Genomic DNA, 14,657 nt, shown 5'->3' with positions numbered 1-14,657 from the left:
CGTTTATCCGGCTAACGGGACAGCGCATAGCCAAGCCGGAACTGCCAGGGAACCTTCTGGTTGTAGTCGAGCAGGCTCTCCCCGTAGCCGACGAAATACCCTGCCATCAGGTACCCCGCCGTGCCCGGAATGAGCTGCGCAAGCGGATAGGTCACGCGCGCGTCGACACTGCCGTACCACTTGCGTGTGCCCTTGCGCACGGTTGCGGCGAATTCCCACGAATCCGCTTTGCCATAAGCCACGTCCAGATCCATGTACCCGCGGTAATGCGCGATGTCGGGGTTGTCGTTCTTTTCCAGGTAGGCGTAGAGCTTGGGCGCGACGCGCCAGTGCCAGTCGTTCTGGTCGCCGAAATAGAAGGTCGGCTTGAGAAAGACCGTGTTGATGCTGCGTGATTGGTCGCCGTCACGCCCGTTTGACTCGTGCTCGAATCCGGTGGCCAGCGACAGGCGGCTGATGGCGCGGTTGTGCACGCCGGTGTCCGACAGGTAGTAGTAGAAACTCGGCCGGTAGTTGGTGTCGCGAAACGGCTTGGACTCCTCCGACAAGTCCCACAGCGAGAACTGCGTGTACCCGAAGTAGAGATTGTCGATCAAGCGTCGCGACGCCGGATCGGTGCCTTCGAAGATCCGGTACTTGAAGCTGAGCTGGAATTTCGCGTTGCCGCCGTCGTGTGCGCCGACGATGAAGTACATCGGATCGTTGAACGACAGGCGCGCGCTGTCGCGCAGGTCGGCGGGCGCGGGTGCCGGCTGGATGGCGGAGGCGACGGGCACTATTGGGGCTGGCGTTTCGGCGGACAGGGTCTCATGGGTTGGCGCGAATGGGGCGGTGGCCAAGGGCGTAGCGGCAGGCTGGTCGGGCGTCGCCTGTTGGTTCAGCGTGACGAGCACGGGTGCAGCGTCGATGCCGATGGCATCAAGGCGCACCGTGCCGCGCAGCCCCGGCGGTAGCTCGGCCGCATAGCGGATCGTCCGGTTTTCGCCTTTGCGCAGGGAAAGCACGGCGGGGCCAGGCTCCGTGCGCCGCAGCACGAGTTTCACGGGCGCCTGCAGGTCGCCCGAGGCCGTGACCTCAAGCGTGTCGGGTACCGCGTACCGCCGGGTGCCGGTTTCCGCGCTGATCAGCAGGGTGAGCGTGAGTGGTCGGGTGCCGTCGATGACGCGGGCAGGCTGGAGCATCGAGACCGCGGCGTGGCCGGAGAGGGGCCACGCACAGGCGAGCAGCAGGCATAGCCGTCCCCAGGTCGTTGAAGTCTGGAGCATGTCGGTAGGCGCCTTGTCCGGCTGGACGGTGGGCGCAGGCGGATGGCAATGCGCGCAAGCCTACCACGTCACTCGGCGACATTTGTGACGAATTGTACGCAGGCGGCGCGGCCCGCCCCTGCCATTCGAGTTCAGCGCGACGCGCGGCGCCTTACGGAGTCGACGTATTGCGCGCCGTCCGGCGGCAGCCCCGAACGCTGTGCCTGCCACAGCATCTCGCCCAGACACTCCATGATCTGGTGCTGGGCTTCGTGTGGCGAATCGAGCCGCTGTGTCAGGGCTTCATAGGCCTGGCGGATGCCCGGCGGCTGGTCGATCGACACCTGCTCGGAGATCGACAAGTGCATGGACAGGTGCAGGAAAGGATTGGTCTGGCCCTGCTCGGGGGTGTAGTCCTGCGCCAGCGCGCCTTCGGTATCGGTGAGCAGCGCGTGATATTCGGGGTGCTCGCGGATCCAGTCGACGGCAATGGCTTCCAGCGGGGTCAGGACGCCGCCGGTGAGTTGCTTCTGCCAGGCATCGCAGAAAAATCGGCGGACTTCTTCACGGGACGGATTGAACATGATGGCGGCATTGTAAACGAGCGCTCTCACCCGTGCTGACGGTGGCGCCGGCGCCATTAGAATGCGGGGTTGGCCAATTTGCCGTGCTGCCCCAATTTCCATGACCGCTACCACGCCCGCTGCCTCCGAGCGCGCCCGCGAAAAATTCGTCGGCGTGCTGCTGATCGCCCTGTCGGCGAGCGCCTTCGGCGCCATGGCCATCTTTGCGCGATTCGCCTACGAGGCCGGCGCCGATGTCTATGGCTTGCTGACGGTGCGGTTCACGCTGGCCGCTGTGGCGCTGGCCTTTGTCATGCGGGCGCGCGGCATCCAGTTGCCATCGTGGGGGCGCGTCTTGGCGCTGGCAGCCATGGGGGGCATCGGGTACGTCGGCCAGTCGTTCTGCTTCTTCAGCGCGCTCAACCATGCGCAGGCGAGCCTGGTGGCCTTGCTGCTTTACCTGTATCCGTTGTTCGTCACGATCCTGGCGGCAATCTTCCTCAAGGAGCGGTTGACCACGGCCGCCGTCATTGCGCTGGTACTGTGTTCGGTGGGCGCGGGGCTCACGGTTGGCGGCGGGGAGGGCAGCCCGCTCGGGATTGCACTGGGTCTGGCGGCCGCCGTGATCTACTCGGTGTACATCATCGTCGGCGCGCGCGTCACGGCGGGCGTCAATGCGATTGCCACGACCACGGTGATCTGCACCGCGGCGGCACTGGTCTACGGCACGGTCAGCGTGCTGCGGATCGGCGCGGGCGTGCCGCCGCAGTTTCCGGCCACCGCCGGCGGCTGGCTCGCGATGCTCGGCATTGCGCTGCTGTCCACGGTGCTGGCTATCCTGACTTTCTTTGCCGGCTTGCAGCGCCTGGGCGCCGCGCAGGCGTCGATGCTGTCGACGCTGGAGCCGGTCGTCACCGTCGCCCTGGCCGCCGTGCTGCTGGGCGAGCACATCAGCGGCGCGCAGGCGGTCGGCGGTGGGCTGATTCTGGCTGGCGTGCTGTGGCTGACCCGCCGTGCGAGCGGATCGGGCGAAGTACAACAGAATTGAATTTCCTGATCAAAGCACCTGTACGCGGGCCCTTTGGCCCTTGGGTACAATTCGCGTTCCCTTTCACACCCATGTACAGGAACGAGCGCATGACCCAGATCGATCAGGCAGCCCTGGCCCAGTTGTTCACCGAAGCCCGCACGCACAACGTGTGGCAAGATCGTCACGTGGACGATGCCGTGCTGCAACAGGTCTATGAAGCCGTGAAGTTCGGCCCGACGGCTGCCAATAGCTGCCCGATGCGCATCGTCTTCGTCAAGAGCGCTGCCGAGAAGGCCCGCCTGGTCGAGTGCGTGTCGGCTGGTAACACCGAAAAGACGCGCTCGGCGCCGGTCACGGCGATCATCGCGTTCGACAAGGCCTTCCACGACCAGTTGCCCAAGCTGTTCCCGCATGCCGATGCACGCTCGTGGTATGCCGGCAACGATGCCAAGATCGCCCGCGATGCGCTGATGAACAGCTCGCTGCAAGGTGGCTATTTCATCCTGGCCGCACGCGCCATGGGCCTGGATTGCGGCCCGATGGGCGGCTTCGACGCGGACAAGGTCAATGCCGCGTTCTTCCCGGACGGCAAGTGGGAAGTCAACTTCCTGTGCAACCTCGGCTATGGCGAGGGCGACAAGCTGCACCAGCGCCTGCCGCGCCTGTCGTTCGAAGAGGCCTGCCGCATCGTCTGATCCGGCACGTCGCGCGCGACATGAAAAAAGACCCGCCTTGGCGGGTCTTTTTCGTTTGTGGCGGTGTTCAGCCTTGCGGCGCTTCGGTCTTGTCGCGGTACTCGCACAGCGGCTCGATCACGCAATGCCAGCACTCCGGCTTGCGCGCCTTGCAGACGTAGCGGCCGTGCAGGATCAGCCAGTGGTGGGCATCGTGCAGGAACTCCCTGGGCACAACCTTGAGCAGCTTGTCCTCGACGATCTGCACGTTCTTGCCGGGTGCAAGGCCGGTGCGGTTGGCCACACGGAAGATGTGGGTGTCGACGGCAATCGTCGGCTCGCCGAAAGCGGTATTCAGTACCACGTTGGCGGTCTTGCGGCCCACGCCGGGGAGCGCTTCCAGCGCGGCGCGGTCCGGCGGCACTTTGCCGCCGTGCTGCTCGACCAGGATGCGGCAGGTCTGCATCACATGCTTCGCCTTGGTCTTGTAGAGCCCGATGGTCTTGATGTACGCGCTCAGCCCTTCCTCGCCGAGATCCAGCATCTGCTGCGGCGTGTGAGCGACCGGGAACAGCCGGCGCGTGGCCTTGTTGACGCCGACATCGGTCGCCTGCGCCGACAGCAGTACGGCGATCAGCAGTTCGAACGGGGAGCTGTATTCCAGTTCGGTGGCCGGCGCGGGATTGACCTCGCGCAGGGTCTCGAACAGCGCATGAACCTTGGCGGCATTCATCGTTCTGGTGGCGTCGGTTTGTCGTTGTTGTTGTCGCCCGCATTGCCGTTGTCTGGCGTGGCGGTGCTGCTGCGCGCGGCCTGCTGCTTCTGGCGCGCGCGTTCGATGGCGGCCTGGATGATGGCACGCTTGCGTTCTTGCGCGGCGCGTTCAGTTTCGGATTGCGCGGCTTCCGCCTGCAGGGCCTCGAGCTTGGCGGCGGCCTTGGCCGCGAGGCGCGCGTCGTTTTCCTCACGCTCGCGTACCAGCCGCAGTTTGCGCGCGACGTAGCGCGCGTGCGCAGCGTCGGCCTGGTCCTGCGTCCAGGCGTCCCAGCCGGTGCGCTCGCCCGTGACGGGCACCATGTCGATGCAGTCGACCGGGCAGGGCGGCACGCAGAGGTCACAGCCCGTGCACAGCTCCGGAATGATCGTGTGCATCTGCTTGGCCGCGCCCGCGATGGCGTCGACCGGGCAGGCCTGGATGCACAGGGTGCAGCCGATGCACAGGCTTTCGTCGATCAGCGCAACGGCGCGCGGCTGCTCGACGCCGCGTTCGGGGTCGAGCGGAAGCGGTTCGGTGCCGAGCACCGCGGACAGGCGGCGGATTCCCTCCGCGCCGCCGGGCGGGCAGCGGTTGCACGCGGCTTCGCCGCTGGCCATGGCTTCGGCGTACGGACGGCAGCCGTTGAAGCCGCACTTGGTGCACTGGGTTTGCGGCAGCAGCGCCTCTAGGCGGTCTGCAAGGGTTTGGGCGGGACTCACGACAACAGCAGGAATGGCGGGAACAGGAATATTCGTGATGGCGGCAGGCTGCCGGCAACATCGCGGGCCGGCCTCTGCGGGCCGTGCGCCGCACGGATTATCCCCGATTTCACGATCGGGCAGAACCGGCCATCATGCGCGACGGCCAGCGGGCCAGAAGCCAGCGCGGGTGTGCCATAATCCGCGCAAACATCGACCCTTATCCCATGTCAAACGAGACCAGAACCAAGCGGGACCCAGAGGGCACGCGCCGCCGCATCCTGGCGGCGGCCACGGAGGAATTTGCCAAGGGCGGCCTGGCCGGCGCCCGAGTCGACCAGATTGCGCGCCGTGCCGAGACCAACGAGCGCATGCTGTACTACTACTACGGCAGCAAGGAAGGGCTCTTCCTGGCCGTGCTCGAGAAACAGTACGCCGAGTTCCGCGCCGATGAGGAACGGCTGCACATCACCGACGAAGACCCCGTCGCCGCGGTCCGCACGCTGGCCCGCTTCGTCTGGGACTGGTACTACCAGCACCCGGAGTTCATCCGGCTCGTCAACAGCGAGAACCTGCACGAGGCGCGCCACCTGAAGAAATCGGCGCAGCTGCACCAGCTCGTCAATCCGATCGTCAACGTGCTGGCGGATATCATCCGTCGCGGCCAGCAGCAGGGGCTGTTCCGCGACAACATCGACGTTCCGCAGTTCTACCTGACCATTTCGGCGCTGGGCTACTACGTGCTGTCCAACCGCTATACGATCAGCGCCGTGATCGGCAGGGACGTGGCTTCGCAGGACGAGCATGAACGTTTCGCCGAGCTGCACACCGACATGCTGCTGAGCTACCTGCGGCGCTGACGGGCGCGTGCATCCACAGCGCTGCTGAATGAAAAAACGCCCGCGGTTGCGGGCGTTTGTACGTGGCGGGCGATCAGGTCACCGGTGCTTGCGGATGAAATCGCGCAGCTGCGGATAGATTTCATCGCGCCAGCGGCGGCCCGAGAAGATCCCGTAGTGGCCGCACTTCGCCGCGGACAGATGGTGCTTGTGCGTCTTGGGAATGCCCGCGCACAGGTCGTGCGCCGCGGCAGTCTGGCCGGCGCCGGAGATGTCGTCGAGCTCGCCTTCAACGGTCAGCAGCGCGGTGCCCTTGATGTCCTGCGGGCGCACCGGGTTGCCGTCGATGGCCCACGTACCGTTGGCCAGCCGGAATTCCTGGAAGACCTCGCGAATCGTGTCGAGGTAGTACTCGGCCGCCATGTCGAGCACGGCGTTGTACTCGTCGTAGAAGCGTACGTGCGCTTCAGCATCGTCGGCGTCGCCCTGAAGCAGACTCAGGTAATAGTCGTAGTGCGACGACAGGTGGCGGTCCGGGTTCATCGCCACGAAGCCCGCATGCTGCAGGAAGCCCGGATAGACGCGGCGGCCGTGGCCTGGGTAATTGGCCGGCACGGTGTAGATCACGTTGTTCTCGAACCACTCGAACGACTTGTTGGTCGCCAGCGAGTTGACCGCGGTCGGGCTCTTGCGAGCGTCGATCGGTCCACCCATCATGGTCATGGTGAGCGGCGTCTTCTCGCCGGCCGAAGCCATCAGCGAGATCGCTGCCAACACTGGGACGGTCGGCTGGCACACGGAAATGACGTGGAGCTTGTCCGCGCCGATATGGCGAATGAACTCCTGAATGTAATAAATGTAGTCCGACAGGTGGAACGGGCCATGTTCGGCCGGCACCATGCGCGCGTCGACCCAGTCGGTCACGTAGACCTTGTGGTCCTGCAGCAGCGTGCGCACCGTGTCGCGCAGCAGCGTGGCGTGGTGGCCCGACAGCGGCGCGGCGACCAGCACCACGGGCTCGTCCTTGAGCAGCTTGATGGTGTCCGGATCATCGGCGTAGCGCTTGAAGCGGACCAGGCGGCAGAACGGCTTTTCCATGATGGTCTGTTCGACGATCGGGATTTCGCGGCCGTTCGAGCGTACCGACTTGATGTCGAACGCGGGTTTCTCGTATTCCTTTCCGAGCCTGTACAGGAGTTCGTAGCCGGCAGCCAGGCGGGGGGCGCCGGGAACCAGGGACAACGGGCTGAGGGGGTTGGTGAAAGTCTTGGCGGTCGCCTGTGCCCACGCGGTCAGCGGGTGCAGCATCGAACGCTGGAACTCATGCAGTTGGTAGAGCATGGCGGTCTGGCCTGGTGATACGAATACGATGAAAACGTCTTCTGGATGGGGGCACCATCGTCCGACTGTGTGCCGATTATGCACGCAACCGAACAATCGTGCTGTGCAGCATATACCCTAAGGTACGACGGCAACGGGGAAAAACAATAGCCCAAAGGCCTTAATTCCGCATGACAAAAAGGAATGACAAAAAGAAAAAGGCAGCCGTGGCTGCCTTTTTCTGATGCATGCTTCATGCCAGTGCTGCCCTGGTGTCGGCAGCACTGCACAATGCGGTCTTTACAGCACTGCCGCGATAGCGTCGACGACGGCGTCGATGTTGCGGCTGTTCAGCGCGGCGACGCAGATGCGGCCAGTACCGACGGCGTAAATGCCATGCTCGTTACGCAGGCGGTCGACTTGCGCCGAGGTCAGGCCCGAGTACGAGAACATGCCGCGCTGCGCCTTCACGAACGAGAAGTCGGTCTTCACGCCCTTGGCGGCCAGCTTGTCGACCAGCGCATGGCGCATCAGCTTGATGCGGTCGCGCATTTCGGCCAGTTCCTCTTCCCACATGGCGCGCAGTTCCGGGCTGTTCAGCACGGTAGCCACCACGGTGCCGCCGTGGGTCGGCGGGTTCGAGTAGTTGGTACGAATGACGCGCTTGACCTGGGACAGCACGCGCTGGGCTTCTTCCTTGCCGGTCGTGACGATCGACAGGGCGCCCACGCGCTCGCCGTACAGCGAGAAGCTCTTCGAGAACGAACTCGACACGAAGAACGGCAGACCCGAATCCGCGAACAGGCGCACGGCGGCGCCGTCCGGATCGATGCCGTCGGCAAAGCCCTGGTAGGCCATGTCGAGGAACGGGATCAGGTTGCGGTCCTTGATCAGCGCGACCACTTCCTTCCACTGGTCGGCCGACAGGTCGACGCCGGTCGGGTTGTGGCAGCAAGCGTGCAGCACGACGATCGTGTTGGCCGGATACGATTTCAGCGATTCCACCATGCCGGCGAAGTTCAGGCCGTGGGACGGGGCGTCGTAGTAGGCGTAGTTCACGACCTCGAAGCCGGCGGCTTCGAACAGGGCGCGGTGGTTTTCCCAGCTCGGGTCGCTGATGGCGACCTTCGAGGTCGGGTAGAGGCGCTTCAGGAAGTCGGCGCCGATCTTCAGCGCGCCGGTACCGCCGAGCGCCTGAGCCGTCACAACACGGCCTTCCGTGATCAGCGGCGATTCCTTGCCGAACAGCAGCGACTGCACGGCCTGGTCATAGGCGGCAATGCCTTCGATCGGCAGGTAGCCGCGCGGCGTGGCGGTGGTCAGGCGCGCCTTTTCCGCTTCCTGCACGGCGCGCAGCAGCGGAATTTTCCCTTCGTCGGTGAAGTACACGCCAACGCCCAGGTTCACCTTGGTGGCGCGGGTGTCGGCATTGAAAGCTTCATTCAGGCCCAGGATCGGGTCGCGCGGGGCCATTTCGACGGCAGAAAACAAACTCATTTGGACTCTCGTGGTCGGCAATGTAAGAAAACGGGAAGGCGTAGAATGCTTCGGACTGCGCTGGGGGGCGTGCGGCAGACCTGCTTGCGGGCGTTGACTGACTTGAAGCTAGGCTGTGCAACCCCAAGATTCTAGCGTATCTGCCCCCGCACTCGCCCCCTTTTCTCAGGTTTTTCCCCTAGTCGCCTATGTCAAACCTTGCCGAAGTCGCGCCGGCCCTGGACGAAGACAAAATCGTCACTTTTCCGGGTTCGCCGTTCCAGCTCTACCAGCCGTTCCCGCCGGCGGGCGACCAGCCGGAAGCGATCCGGCAACTGGTTGAAGGGGTGGAGGACGGCCTGTCGTTCCAGACGCTGCTTGGCGTGACGGGCTCCGGCAAGACTTACACGATGGCCAACGTGATTGCGCGCATGGGGCGCCCGGCTATCGTCTTTGCACCCAACAAGACGCTGGCTGCCCAGCTCTACTCCGAATTCCGCGAGTTCTTCCCGCGCAATGCCGTTGAGTACTTCGTCAGCTACTACGACTACTACCAGCCCGAGGCCTACGTCCCGCAGCGCGACCTGTTCATCGAGAAGGATTCATCGATCAATGAGCACATCGAGCAGATGCGCCTGTCGGCCACCAAGAGCCTGCTGGAGCGCCGCGATACGATCATCGTGGCCACGGTGTCGGCCATCTACGGTATCGGCAACCCGAACGAATACCATCAGATGATCCTGACGCTGCGTACGGGCGACAAGATCAGCCAGCGCGACGTGATCGCGCGGCTGATCGCGATGCAGTACACGCGCAACGAAACCGATTTCCAGCGCGGCACCTTCCGCGTGCGCGGCGATACCATCGACATCTTCCCGGCCGAACACGCGGAAATGGCGGTGCGGCTCGAGATGTTCGACGACGAAGTCGAGTCGCTGCAGTTCTTCGACCCGCTCACCGGCCGCGTGCGGCAGAAGATTCCGCGTTTCACCGTTTATCCGTCCAGCCACTACGTCACGCCGCGCGAAACCGTGCTGCGCGCGATCGAGGACATCAAGACCGAACTGCGCGACCGGCTCGAGTTCTTCCACAAGGAAAACCGGCTCGTGGAGGTGCAGCGTCTCGAGCAGCGCACGCGTTTCGACCTGGAGATGCTCTCCGAGCTGGGTTTCTGCAAGGGCATCGAAAACTATTCGCGCCACTTGTCCGGCGCGAAGCCCGGCGAGCCGCCGCCGACACTGGTCGATTACCTGCCGTCGGACGCGCTGATGTTCCTCGACGAATCGCACGTGCTGATCGGCCAGCTCAACGGCATGTACAACGGCGACCGCGCGCGCAAGACCACGCTGGTTGAGTACGGCTTCCGGCTGCCGTCCGCGCTCGACAACCGGCCGCTCAAGTTCGAGGAATTCGAGCGCAAGATGCGCCAGGTGATGTTTGTGTCGGCGACGCCTGCTCAGTTCGAGAAGGAACACGCCGGGCAGGTCGTGGAGCAGGTCGTGCGGCCGACCGGGCTGGTCGACCCGATCATCATCGTGCGGCCCGCTACGACGCAGGTCGACGACCTGCTGTCCGAGATCAACTTGCGCGTGGAGGCCGGCGAACGCGTGCTGGTGACCACGCTGACCAAGCGTATGGCCGAGCAGCTGACCGAGTTCCTGTCGGAGAACGGCGTCAAGGTGCGTTACCTGCACTCGGATATCGATACCGTGGAACGCGTCGAAATCATCCGCGACCTGCGACTGGGCACGTTCGACGTGCTGGTGGGCATCAACCTGCTGCGCGAAGGGCTGGATATCCCCGAGGTGTCGCTGGTCGCCATCCTCGACGCGGACAAGGAAGGCTTCCTGCGCGCCGAGCGTTCGCTGATCCAGACCATCGGCCGTGCCGCGCGCAACGTGAACGGGACCGCGATCCTGTACGCCGACCGCATCACCGATTCGATGCGCAAGGCCATCGACGAGACCGAGCGGCGCCGCGCCAAGCAGATGGCGTTCAACGAGGCCAATGGCATCACGCCGCGCGGCGTGGTCAAGCGCATCAAGGACATCATCGACGGCGTCTACGATGCGGGCGAGGTCAAGGCCGAACTGCTGGCAGCGCAGGAACGCGCGCGCTACGAGGACATGAGCGAGAAGCAGGTCTCCAAGGAAATCAAGCGGCTTGAGAAGCTCATGATGGATCACGCCAAGAACCTCGAATTCGAAAAGGCGGCGCAGGTGCGCGACCAGCTCGCCAAGCTCAAGGCGCAACTGTTCGGCGCCAGTGGCGAGGAAGCGCCATTGCCGCCGGTGTAGCGCCGCGGCGGCGCGCCGTGCACGGGCTGGCCTATAGTGAAAAGCGTCACGCCAGATCAGGAGACGCGCCATGGTCAAGCTAGGGTTGTGGGTGCCGCTTCAAGCCAAGCCCGGCAAGGAGGCGGAGGTGGAGCAGTTCCTGCGCGACGGCCTGTCGCTGGTCGAGCAGGAGGCCGGCACCACGGCCTGGTTCGCGCTGCGGCTGGGACCCTCGACGTTCGGTATCTTCGATGCGTTTCCGGACGAAGGCGCGCGCGATGCGCATCTGGCAGGCAAGGTGGCGGCTGCGCTGATGGCGAAGGCGCCCGATCTGCTCGTCGCCGCGCCGCCGATCCAGAAGCTCGAAGTCCTGGCAGCCAAGCTGCCTTGAACGGCGGGAGGCTCGACATGGAACGACAGTTCGAATACGGCGGCTACACGGTAGTGGCCAGCGCGGTCCCGGAAGCGGGCGGTGGCTTTGCCGCACAATTGCGCATTGGCGACGCCTTTGGCGAACCTTCCGGTCCGACGTTCGAGGCATTGGCCGGCAAAGCGCCGACACCGGAAGCCGCAGTGGCCATGGCGGAAGCGGCTGCCATGCGCGCCATCGACGCCGGCGAGGTGAACTGACAACAACGCACCCGCGCGCAATACGCCGGCACGCCCATCATTCCTGGAGACGGTTATGGCCGAAATCGGCGAATGGAAGAAGAAGGTTTATGAAACCCACGAAGTGCAGGTCCAGGTGCGGCTCCGCTCGCAGAGCGAGTGGGAATACACCGTCCGGGTCTGCCGCGCCGGCTGCAATATCCGCGCCGCGGCTACGCTGACCGAGAGATCCCTGATCACCGACCACTACAAGTCTGCCGAAGCGGCGGAAATCGCCGGATTCGTGCACGGAGAGCGGCTGGCTAAACGGCTCTAGCGGGTTGCCGCCGGTCAGGGGCGGTAAAATCGCGCCCTTCGCCGGCAAGGTGCCCACGCTCGATACCAGGTGTGGTCCGGCCCATGGCTGGCGCTCTGCGCCGGGTGGATGACGCCTGTTGCGGCGTTTCATCCACTCACCGGACAGGAAGTCATGAAGAAATACGCCATCCTGATGTGCTGCATGGGCAATATCTGCCGCTCGCCCACGGCCGAGGGCGTGTTGCGCGCCAAACTTGTCGCCGCCGGTCTCGACGATCTGGTCGAACTCGATTCGGCCGGAACCCACGACTATCACCTGGGGAGGGCGCCGGACCAACGCACCCAACGCCATGCGCAGCAGCGCGGCTATGACCTGTCGGCGCTGCGCGCCCGCAAGGTCGGCGTGCCGGACTTCGCGCGCTTCGACCTCGTGCTCGCGATGGACCGGGACAACCTCGAGCGCCTGTCGGCCTTGTGCCCGGACGCCGAGGCCCAGCAGCTTCGGCTGTTGATGAGCTTCGCCACGCGCCACGACGCGGACGAGGTGCCTGACCCCTACTACGGTGAAGGTGACGGCTTCGAGCGCGTGCTCGACTACGTGGAAGACGCCTGTGACGGCATCGTCGAGATGCTGCGCGAGCGCCTGCGTCGCGAGCGCGGCTGACGCACGGCGCAAGCCGTCCCGCCACCTTTTGTGAGAATTGATGCTTCGAAACCTGTTCCGGAAATGGCGCGAATCGCGCAATGCCAGCCTGCAACTCGACGCCATCCTGATGGCGGCCGATCCTGACGCGCCGCTGGCGGACCGCAACCGCTGGCTGATCGAACTGGGCTTCTGGATTCGCCGCGACGGCATGGCCGGCGTGGAGGTCGACGGCGGCGAACGTGCCGGGGGCGATGCCCGCAGCCATCGCGAGCACGTACGCATGCGCTACCTGATACAAGTGCTGGAGCGGCATCCCGACTGGGCCGGGCGCTTCGGCGCCACGGTGCGCAGCATCGTGCGCGACAACGATCCGACGGCGCTGTTCTGCGATACCGGCGTGGCGTCGCATCCGGGCTTCGTCAGCGAGATGGTGCACCGTATGCAGGCGCGCTTCCTGCCACCGCCGCCCAACCTCAGCGACATGGCGGCGCTGTTCGCGCTGCTGTTTGTCGGGCCGCACGACGCGGACTGGGTCGAGGCGCTGGATGATGAACTGCTGGGCCGGCTCGCGCGCGTGATGCGCGACAGCACGGCCGATGCCGGGCAGCCGGAGGTGCGAGCGCAGGCCATGGCGCGCTACTGGGACGCGCTCGGACACACGCTGTCGACCAGCATTGCCGTGCTCGTGAGCCAGGTGCGCGCCACCGGCTTGAGCCAGTCCGTGCGTTCGCGGCTGCGTGGCAAGGTAGAAGACACGCCGTTCTATCACCTCGACAGCGCCATCAAGGCCCTGTGCGAACCGGATCTGGCCCACACCGACGACGCATTCGGCCACCGCCTCAACTATTTCCGCGCACTGCTGGACGAATGCCATGCCGCCGCGCATCAGGTCTACGCGGAGCTCGAGGAAAACGGCGTTTCGGTCGAAGTCGTGTTCCAGATCGAACGGATGAAGGTCCAGCTTGCGCGCATTGAGCTGCTGCTGGCCGCGTGGGTGGAACCGGGCCGTCCCGGCATGCACGCACATCTGGTCGCGGAACTGATCCGCTCGACGCAGGCGCGCCGCAGCGTGTCCGACCTGGCCGGCGCGTCGTTCGCGCAACTGGCGCGCCGCGTGGTGGAGCGTTCGGCCGAGACCGGTGAGCACTACATCACGCGCGACCGCAAGGAATATGGCGAACTCATGCGTGCCGCGGCCGGCGGTGGCTTGATCACGGTGGCGACCGTGTACCTCAAGTTCTTTATCTACGGCCTCCACCTCGACAAGTTCATCGAAGGGCTGCTTGCCTCGCTCAACTACGCGGGCAGTTTCCTGACCATCCATTTCGCGCACTTCACGCTGGCCACCAAGCAGCCCGCCATGACGGGTCCTGCGCTGGCGCACCGGCTTGACGGGGCAGGGCGCCCGGAAGGGCGCGAGGCGTTCGTCGACGACACGATCTCGATGATCCGTTCCAATGCGGCGGCGATCTTCGGCAACCTGGCGGTGGTCTTTCCCGTTGCGCTGGCAATCCAGTGGCTGGCCAGCAAGATCCTTGGTGCAAACCTGATCACGCCGGCCAAGGCCATCGCCACCATCGAATCGTTCTCGATCCTGGGGCCGACGCCGCTCTACGCGGCGTTCACGGGCGTGCTGCTGTGGCTGTCGAGCCTGATCGCGGGCTGGGCCGACAACTGGTTCGCGCTGCACAAGGTGCACGATGTCATGGCCTACAACCGGCGCCTGTGCTACGTGCGGGGCGAGCGCGGCGCGCTGCGGCTCGCGGATTTCTGGAAACGCAATATGTCGGGCATCAGTGCCAACGTGTCGCTCGGTTTCCTGCTGGGGCTCGGGCCCGAGATCCTGAGCTTCTTCGGGCCGCACATGGAAGTGCGGCACGTGACGCTGTCGACCGGCTCGGTGGGTACGGCGCTGGGCGTGCTGGGACTCGACGCCTTGCGGTTGCCGTCGCTGTGGCTGGCGGTGGCGGGCATCGCGCTGATGGGCGTGCTGAACGTGGGCGTGAGCTTTGCACTGGCGTTCAATATGGCGCTGCGATCACGTCACCTGAGGCGCGTAGACCGGGCCGAACTTAGCGCGGCCGTGCGGCGCCGCATCCTGAAACACCCGTTGCTGCTGATCGTGCCGCCCCGGACGGCAGGCGCGGAGCCGGTCGCGGGAGGCCGCCAGGTTTGATGCGGTGCCATAGGGGTAGTTGACTGAAATAGTCGGGTACCTTTATACTTGA

General features: G+C 65.0%; 15 protein-coding genes. 9 read left to right on the top strand and 6 right to left on the bottom strand.

Annotation, left to right across the window (positions count from 1 at the left end; all coding sequences use genetic code 11):
- Positions 1-11: 11 nt before the first annotated feature.
- On the bottom strand, positions 12-1,265 hold the full coding sequence (locus tag KHO41_RS01170) for a phospholipase A (RefSeq protein ID WP_211951478.1): 1,254 nt from the start codon (positions 1,263-1,265) through the stop codon (positions 12-14).
- A gap of 131 nt (positions 1,266-1,396) precedes the next feature.
- Positions 1,397-1,828, bottom strand: a complete 432-nt coding sequence (locus KHO41_RS01165; protein ID WP_211951477.1) for a DUF1841 family protein — start codon at positions 1,826-1,828, stop codon at positions 1,397-1,399.
- 100 nt (positions 1,829-1,928) lie between these two features.
- Between KHO41_RS01165 and KHO41_RS01160 the strand changes: the two genes are divergently transcribed.
- Both KHO41_RS01160 and KHO41_RS01155 read left to right on the top strand, forming a co-directional pair.
- Entirely contained in the window at positions 1,929-2,855 is a 927-nt protein-coding gene (locus tag KHO41_RS01160; protein WP_211951476.1) for a DMT family transporter, read from the top strand.
- An 89-nt stretch (positions 2,856-2,944) separates the two neighbouring features.
- Positions 2,945-3,532, top strand: a complete 588-nt coding sequence (locus KHO41_RS01155; RefSeq protein WP_211951475.1) for a malonic semialdehyde reductase — start codon at positions 2,945-2,947, stop codon at positions 3,530-3,532.
- 67 nt (positions 3,533-3,599) lie between these two features.
- On the opposite strand, the gene nth is transcribed toward KHO41_RS01155, so the two are convergent.
- Together nth and rsxB are read right to left on the bottom strand one after the other, a co-directional pair.
- A complete protein-coding gene (nth, locus tag KHO41_RS01150; protein WP_211951474.1) occupies positions 3,600-4,244 on the bottom strand; it encodes an endonuclease III in 645 nt (214 codons plus the stop codon).
- Positions 4,241-4,987 carry an electron transport complex subunit RsxB gene (rsxB, locus tag KHO41_RS01145; protein WP_211951473.1) on the bottom strand — a complete coding sequence of 249 codons (747 nt, stop codon included), beginning with the start codon at positions 4,985-4,987 and terminating at the stop codon, positions 4,241-4,243. The genes nth and rsxB overlap by 4 nt, the downstream gene beginning before the upstream one ends.
- A gap of 206 nt (positions 4,988-5,193) precedes the next feature.
- Here rsxB and KHO41_RS01140 point away from each other — a divergent pair, with 206 nt between their 5' ends.
- Positions 5,194-5,826, top strand: a complete 633-nt coding sequence (locus KHO41_RS01140) for a TetR family transcriptional regulator (protein WP_211951472.1) — start codon at positions 5,194-5,196, stop codon at positions 5,824-5,826.
- 78 nt (positions 5,827-5,904) lie between these two features.
- On the opposite strand, the gene KHO41_RS01135 is transcribed toward KHO41_RS01140, so the two are convergent.
- The gene (locus KHO41_RS01135; RefSeq protein WP_211951471.1) at positions 5,905-7,146 is read right to left on the bottom strand and encodes a polyhydroxyalkanoate depolymerase; all 1,242 of its coding nucleotides are present in this window, start codon (positions 7,144-7,146) and stop codon (positions 5,905-5,907) included.
- A gap of 279 nt (positions 7,147-7,425) precedes the next feature.
- Positions 7,426-8,622: an amino acid aminotransferase gene (locus KHO41_RS01130; RefSeq protein WP_211951470.1), complete on the bottom strand. Its 1,197-nt coding sequence runs from the start codon at positions 8,620-8,622 to the stop codon at positions 7,426-7,428.
- Between the two features lie 188 nt (positions 8,623-8,810).
- Between KHO41_RS01130 and uvrB the strand changes: the two genes are divergently transcribed.
- The 6 genes from uvrB to KHO41_RS01100 all read left to right on the top strand — a co-directional run bounded on the left by uvrB (position 8,811) and on the right by KHO41_RS01100 (position 14,605).
- Entirely contained in the window at positions 8,811-10,898 is a 2,088-nt protein-coding gene (gene uvrB, locus KHO41_RS01125; protein WP_211951469.1) for an excinuclease ABC subunit UvrB, read from the top strand.
- Between the two features lie 70 nt (positions 10,899-10,968).
- On the top strand, positions 10,969-11,268 hold the full coding sequence (locus KHO41_RS01120; RefSeq protein WP_211951468.1) for a putative quinol monooxygenase: 300 nt from the start codon (positions 10,969-10,971) through the stop codon (positions 11,266-11,268).
- Positions 11,269-11,285: 17 nt separating this feature from the next.
- Positions 11,286-11,507 carry a hypothetical protein gene (locus KHO41_RS01115; protein WP_211951467.1) on the top strand — a complete coding sequence of 74 codons (222 nt, stop codon included), beginning with the start codon at positions 11,286-11,288 and terminating at the stop codon, positions 11,505-11,507.
- 55 nt (positions 11,508-11,562) lie between these two features.
- The gene (locus KHO41_RS01110; RefSeq protein ID WP_211951466.1) at positions 11,563-11,802 is read left to right on the top strand and encodes a hypothetical protein; all 240 of its coding nucleotides are present in this window, start codon (positions 11,563-11,565) and stop codon (positions 11,800-11,802) included.
- Between the two features lie 153 nt (positions 11,803-11,955).
- A complete protein-coding gene (locus tag KHO41_RS01105) occupies positions 11,956-12,447 on the top strand; it encodes a low molecular weight protein-tyrosine-phosphatase (protein WP_211951465.1) in 492 nt (163 codons plus the stop codon).
- A 40-nt stretch (positions 12,448-12,487) separates the two neighbouring features.
- Positions 12,488-14,605 carry a site-specific recombinase gene (locus tag KHO41_RS01100; RefSeq protein ID WP_211951464.1) on the top strand — a complete coding sequence of 706 codons (2,118 nt, stop codon included), beginning with the start codon at positions 12,488-12,490 and terminating at the stop codon, positions 14,603-14,605.
- Positions 14,606-14,657 lie beyond the last annotated feature (52 nt).

This window comes from Cupriavidus numazuensis, from assembly GCF_905397435.1.
Classification (GTDB): Bacteria; Pseudomonadota; Gammaproteobacteria; order Burkholderiales; family Burkholderiaceae; genus Cupriavidus; species Cupriavidus numazuensis.
Note: the sequence above shows the minus strand (reverse complement) of the source record. Positions and strands in the feature narration are given on the sequence as shown.

Excerpts from the sequence above, each read along its gene's own strand:
- KHO41_RS01170 (WP_211951478.1), bottom strand. The coding sequence starts at position 1,265 with ATGCTCCAGACTTCAACGACCTGGGGACGGCTATGCCTGCTGCTCGCC.
- KHO41_RS01165 (WP_211951477.1), bottom strand. The coding sequence starts at position 1,828 with ATGTTCAATCCGTCCCGTGAAGAAGTCCGCCGATTTTTCTGCGATGCC.
- KHO41_RS01160 (WP_211951476.1), top strand. The coding sequence starts at position 1,929 with ATGACCGCTACCACGCCCGCTGCCTCCGAGCGCGCCCGCGAAAAATTC.
- KHO41_RS01155 (WP_211951475.1), top strand. The coding sequence starts at position 2,945 with ATGACCCAGATCGATCAGGCAGCCCTGGCCCAGTTGTTCACCGAAGCC.
- nth (WP_211951474.1), bottom strand. The coding sequence starts at position 4,244 with ATGAATGCCGCCAAGGTTCATGCGCTGTTCGAGACCCTGCGCGAGGTC.
- KHO41_RS01140 (WP_211951472.1), top strand. The coding sequence starts at position 5,194 with ATGTCAAACGAGACCAGAACCAAGCGGGACCCAGAGGGCACGCGCCGC.
- KHO41_RS01135 (WP_211951471.1), bottom strand. The coding sequence starts at position 7,146 with ATGCTCTACCAACTGCATGAGTTCCAGCGTTCGATGCTGCACCCGCTG.
- KHO41_RS01130 (WP_211951470.1), bottom strand. The coding sequence starts at position 8,622 with ATGAGTTTGTTTTCTGCCGTCGAAATGGCCCCGCGCGACCCGATCCTG.
- uvrB (WP_211951469.1), top strand. The coding sequence starts at position 8,811 with ATGTCAAACCTTGCCGAAGTCGCGCCGGCCCTGGACGAAGACAAAATC.
- KHO41_RS01120 (WP_211951468.1), top strand. The coding sequence starts at position 10,969 with ATGGTCAAGCTAGGGTTGTGGGTGCCGCTTCAAGCCAAGCCCGGCAAG.
- KHO41_RS01115 (WP_211951467.1), top strand. The coding sequence starts at position 11,286 with ATGGAACGACAGTTCGAATACGGCGGCTACACGGTAGTGGCCAGCGCG.
- KHO41_RS01110 (WP_211951466.1), top strand. The coding sequence starts at position 11,563 with ATGGCCGAAATCGGCGAATGGAAGAAGAAGGTTTATGAAACCCACGAA.
- KHO41_RS01105 (WP_211951465.1), top strand. The coding sequence starts at position 11,956 with ATGAAGAAATACGCCATCCTGATGTGCTGCATGGGCAATATCTGCCGC.
- KHO41_RS01100 (WP_211951464.1), top strand. The coding sequence starts at position 12,488 with ATGCTTCGAAACCTGTTCCGGAAATGGCGCGAATCGCGCAATGCCAGC.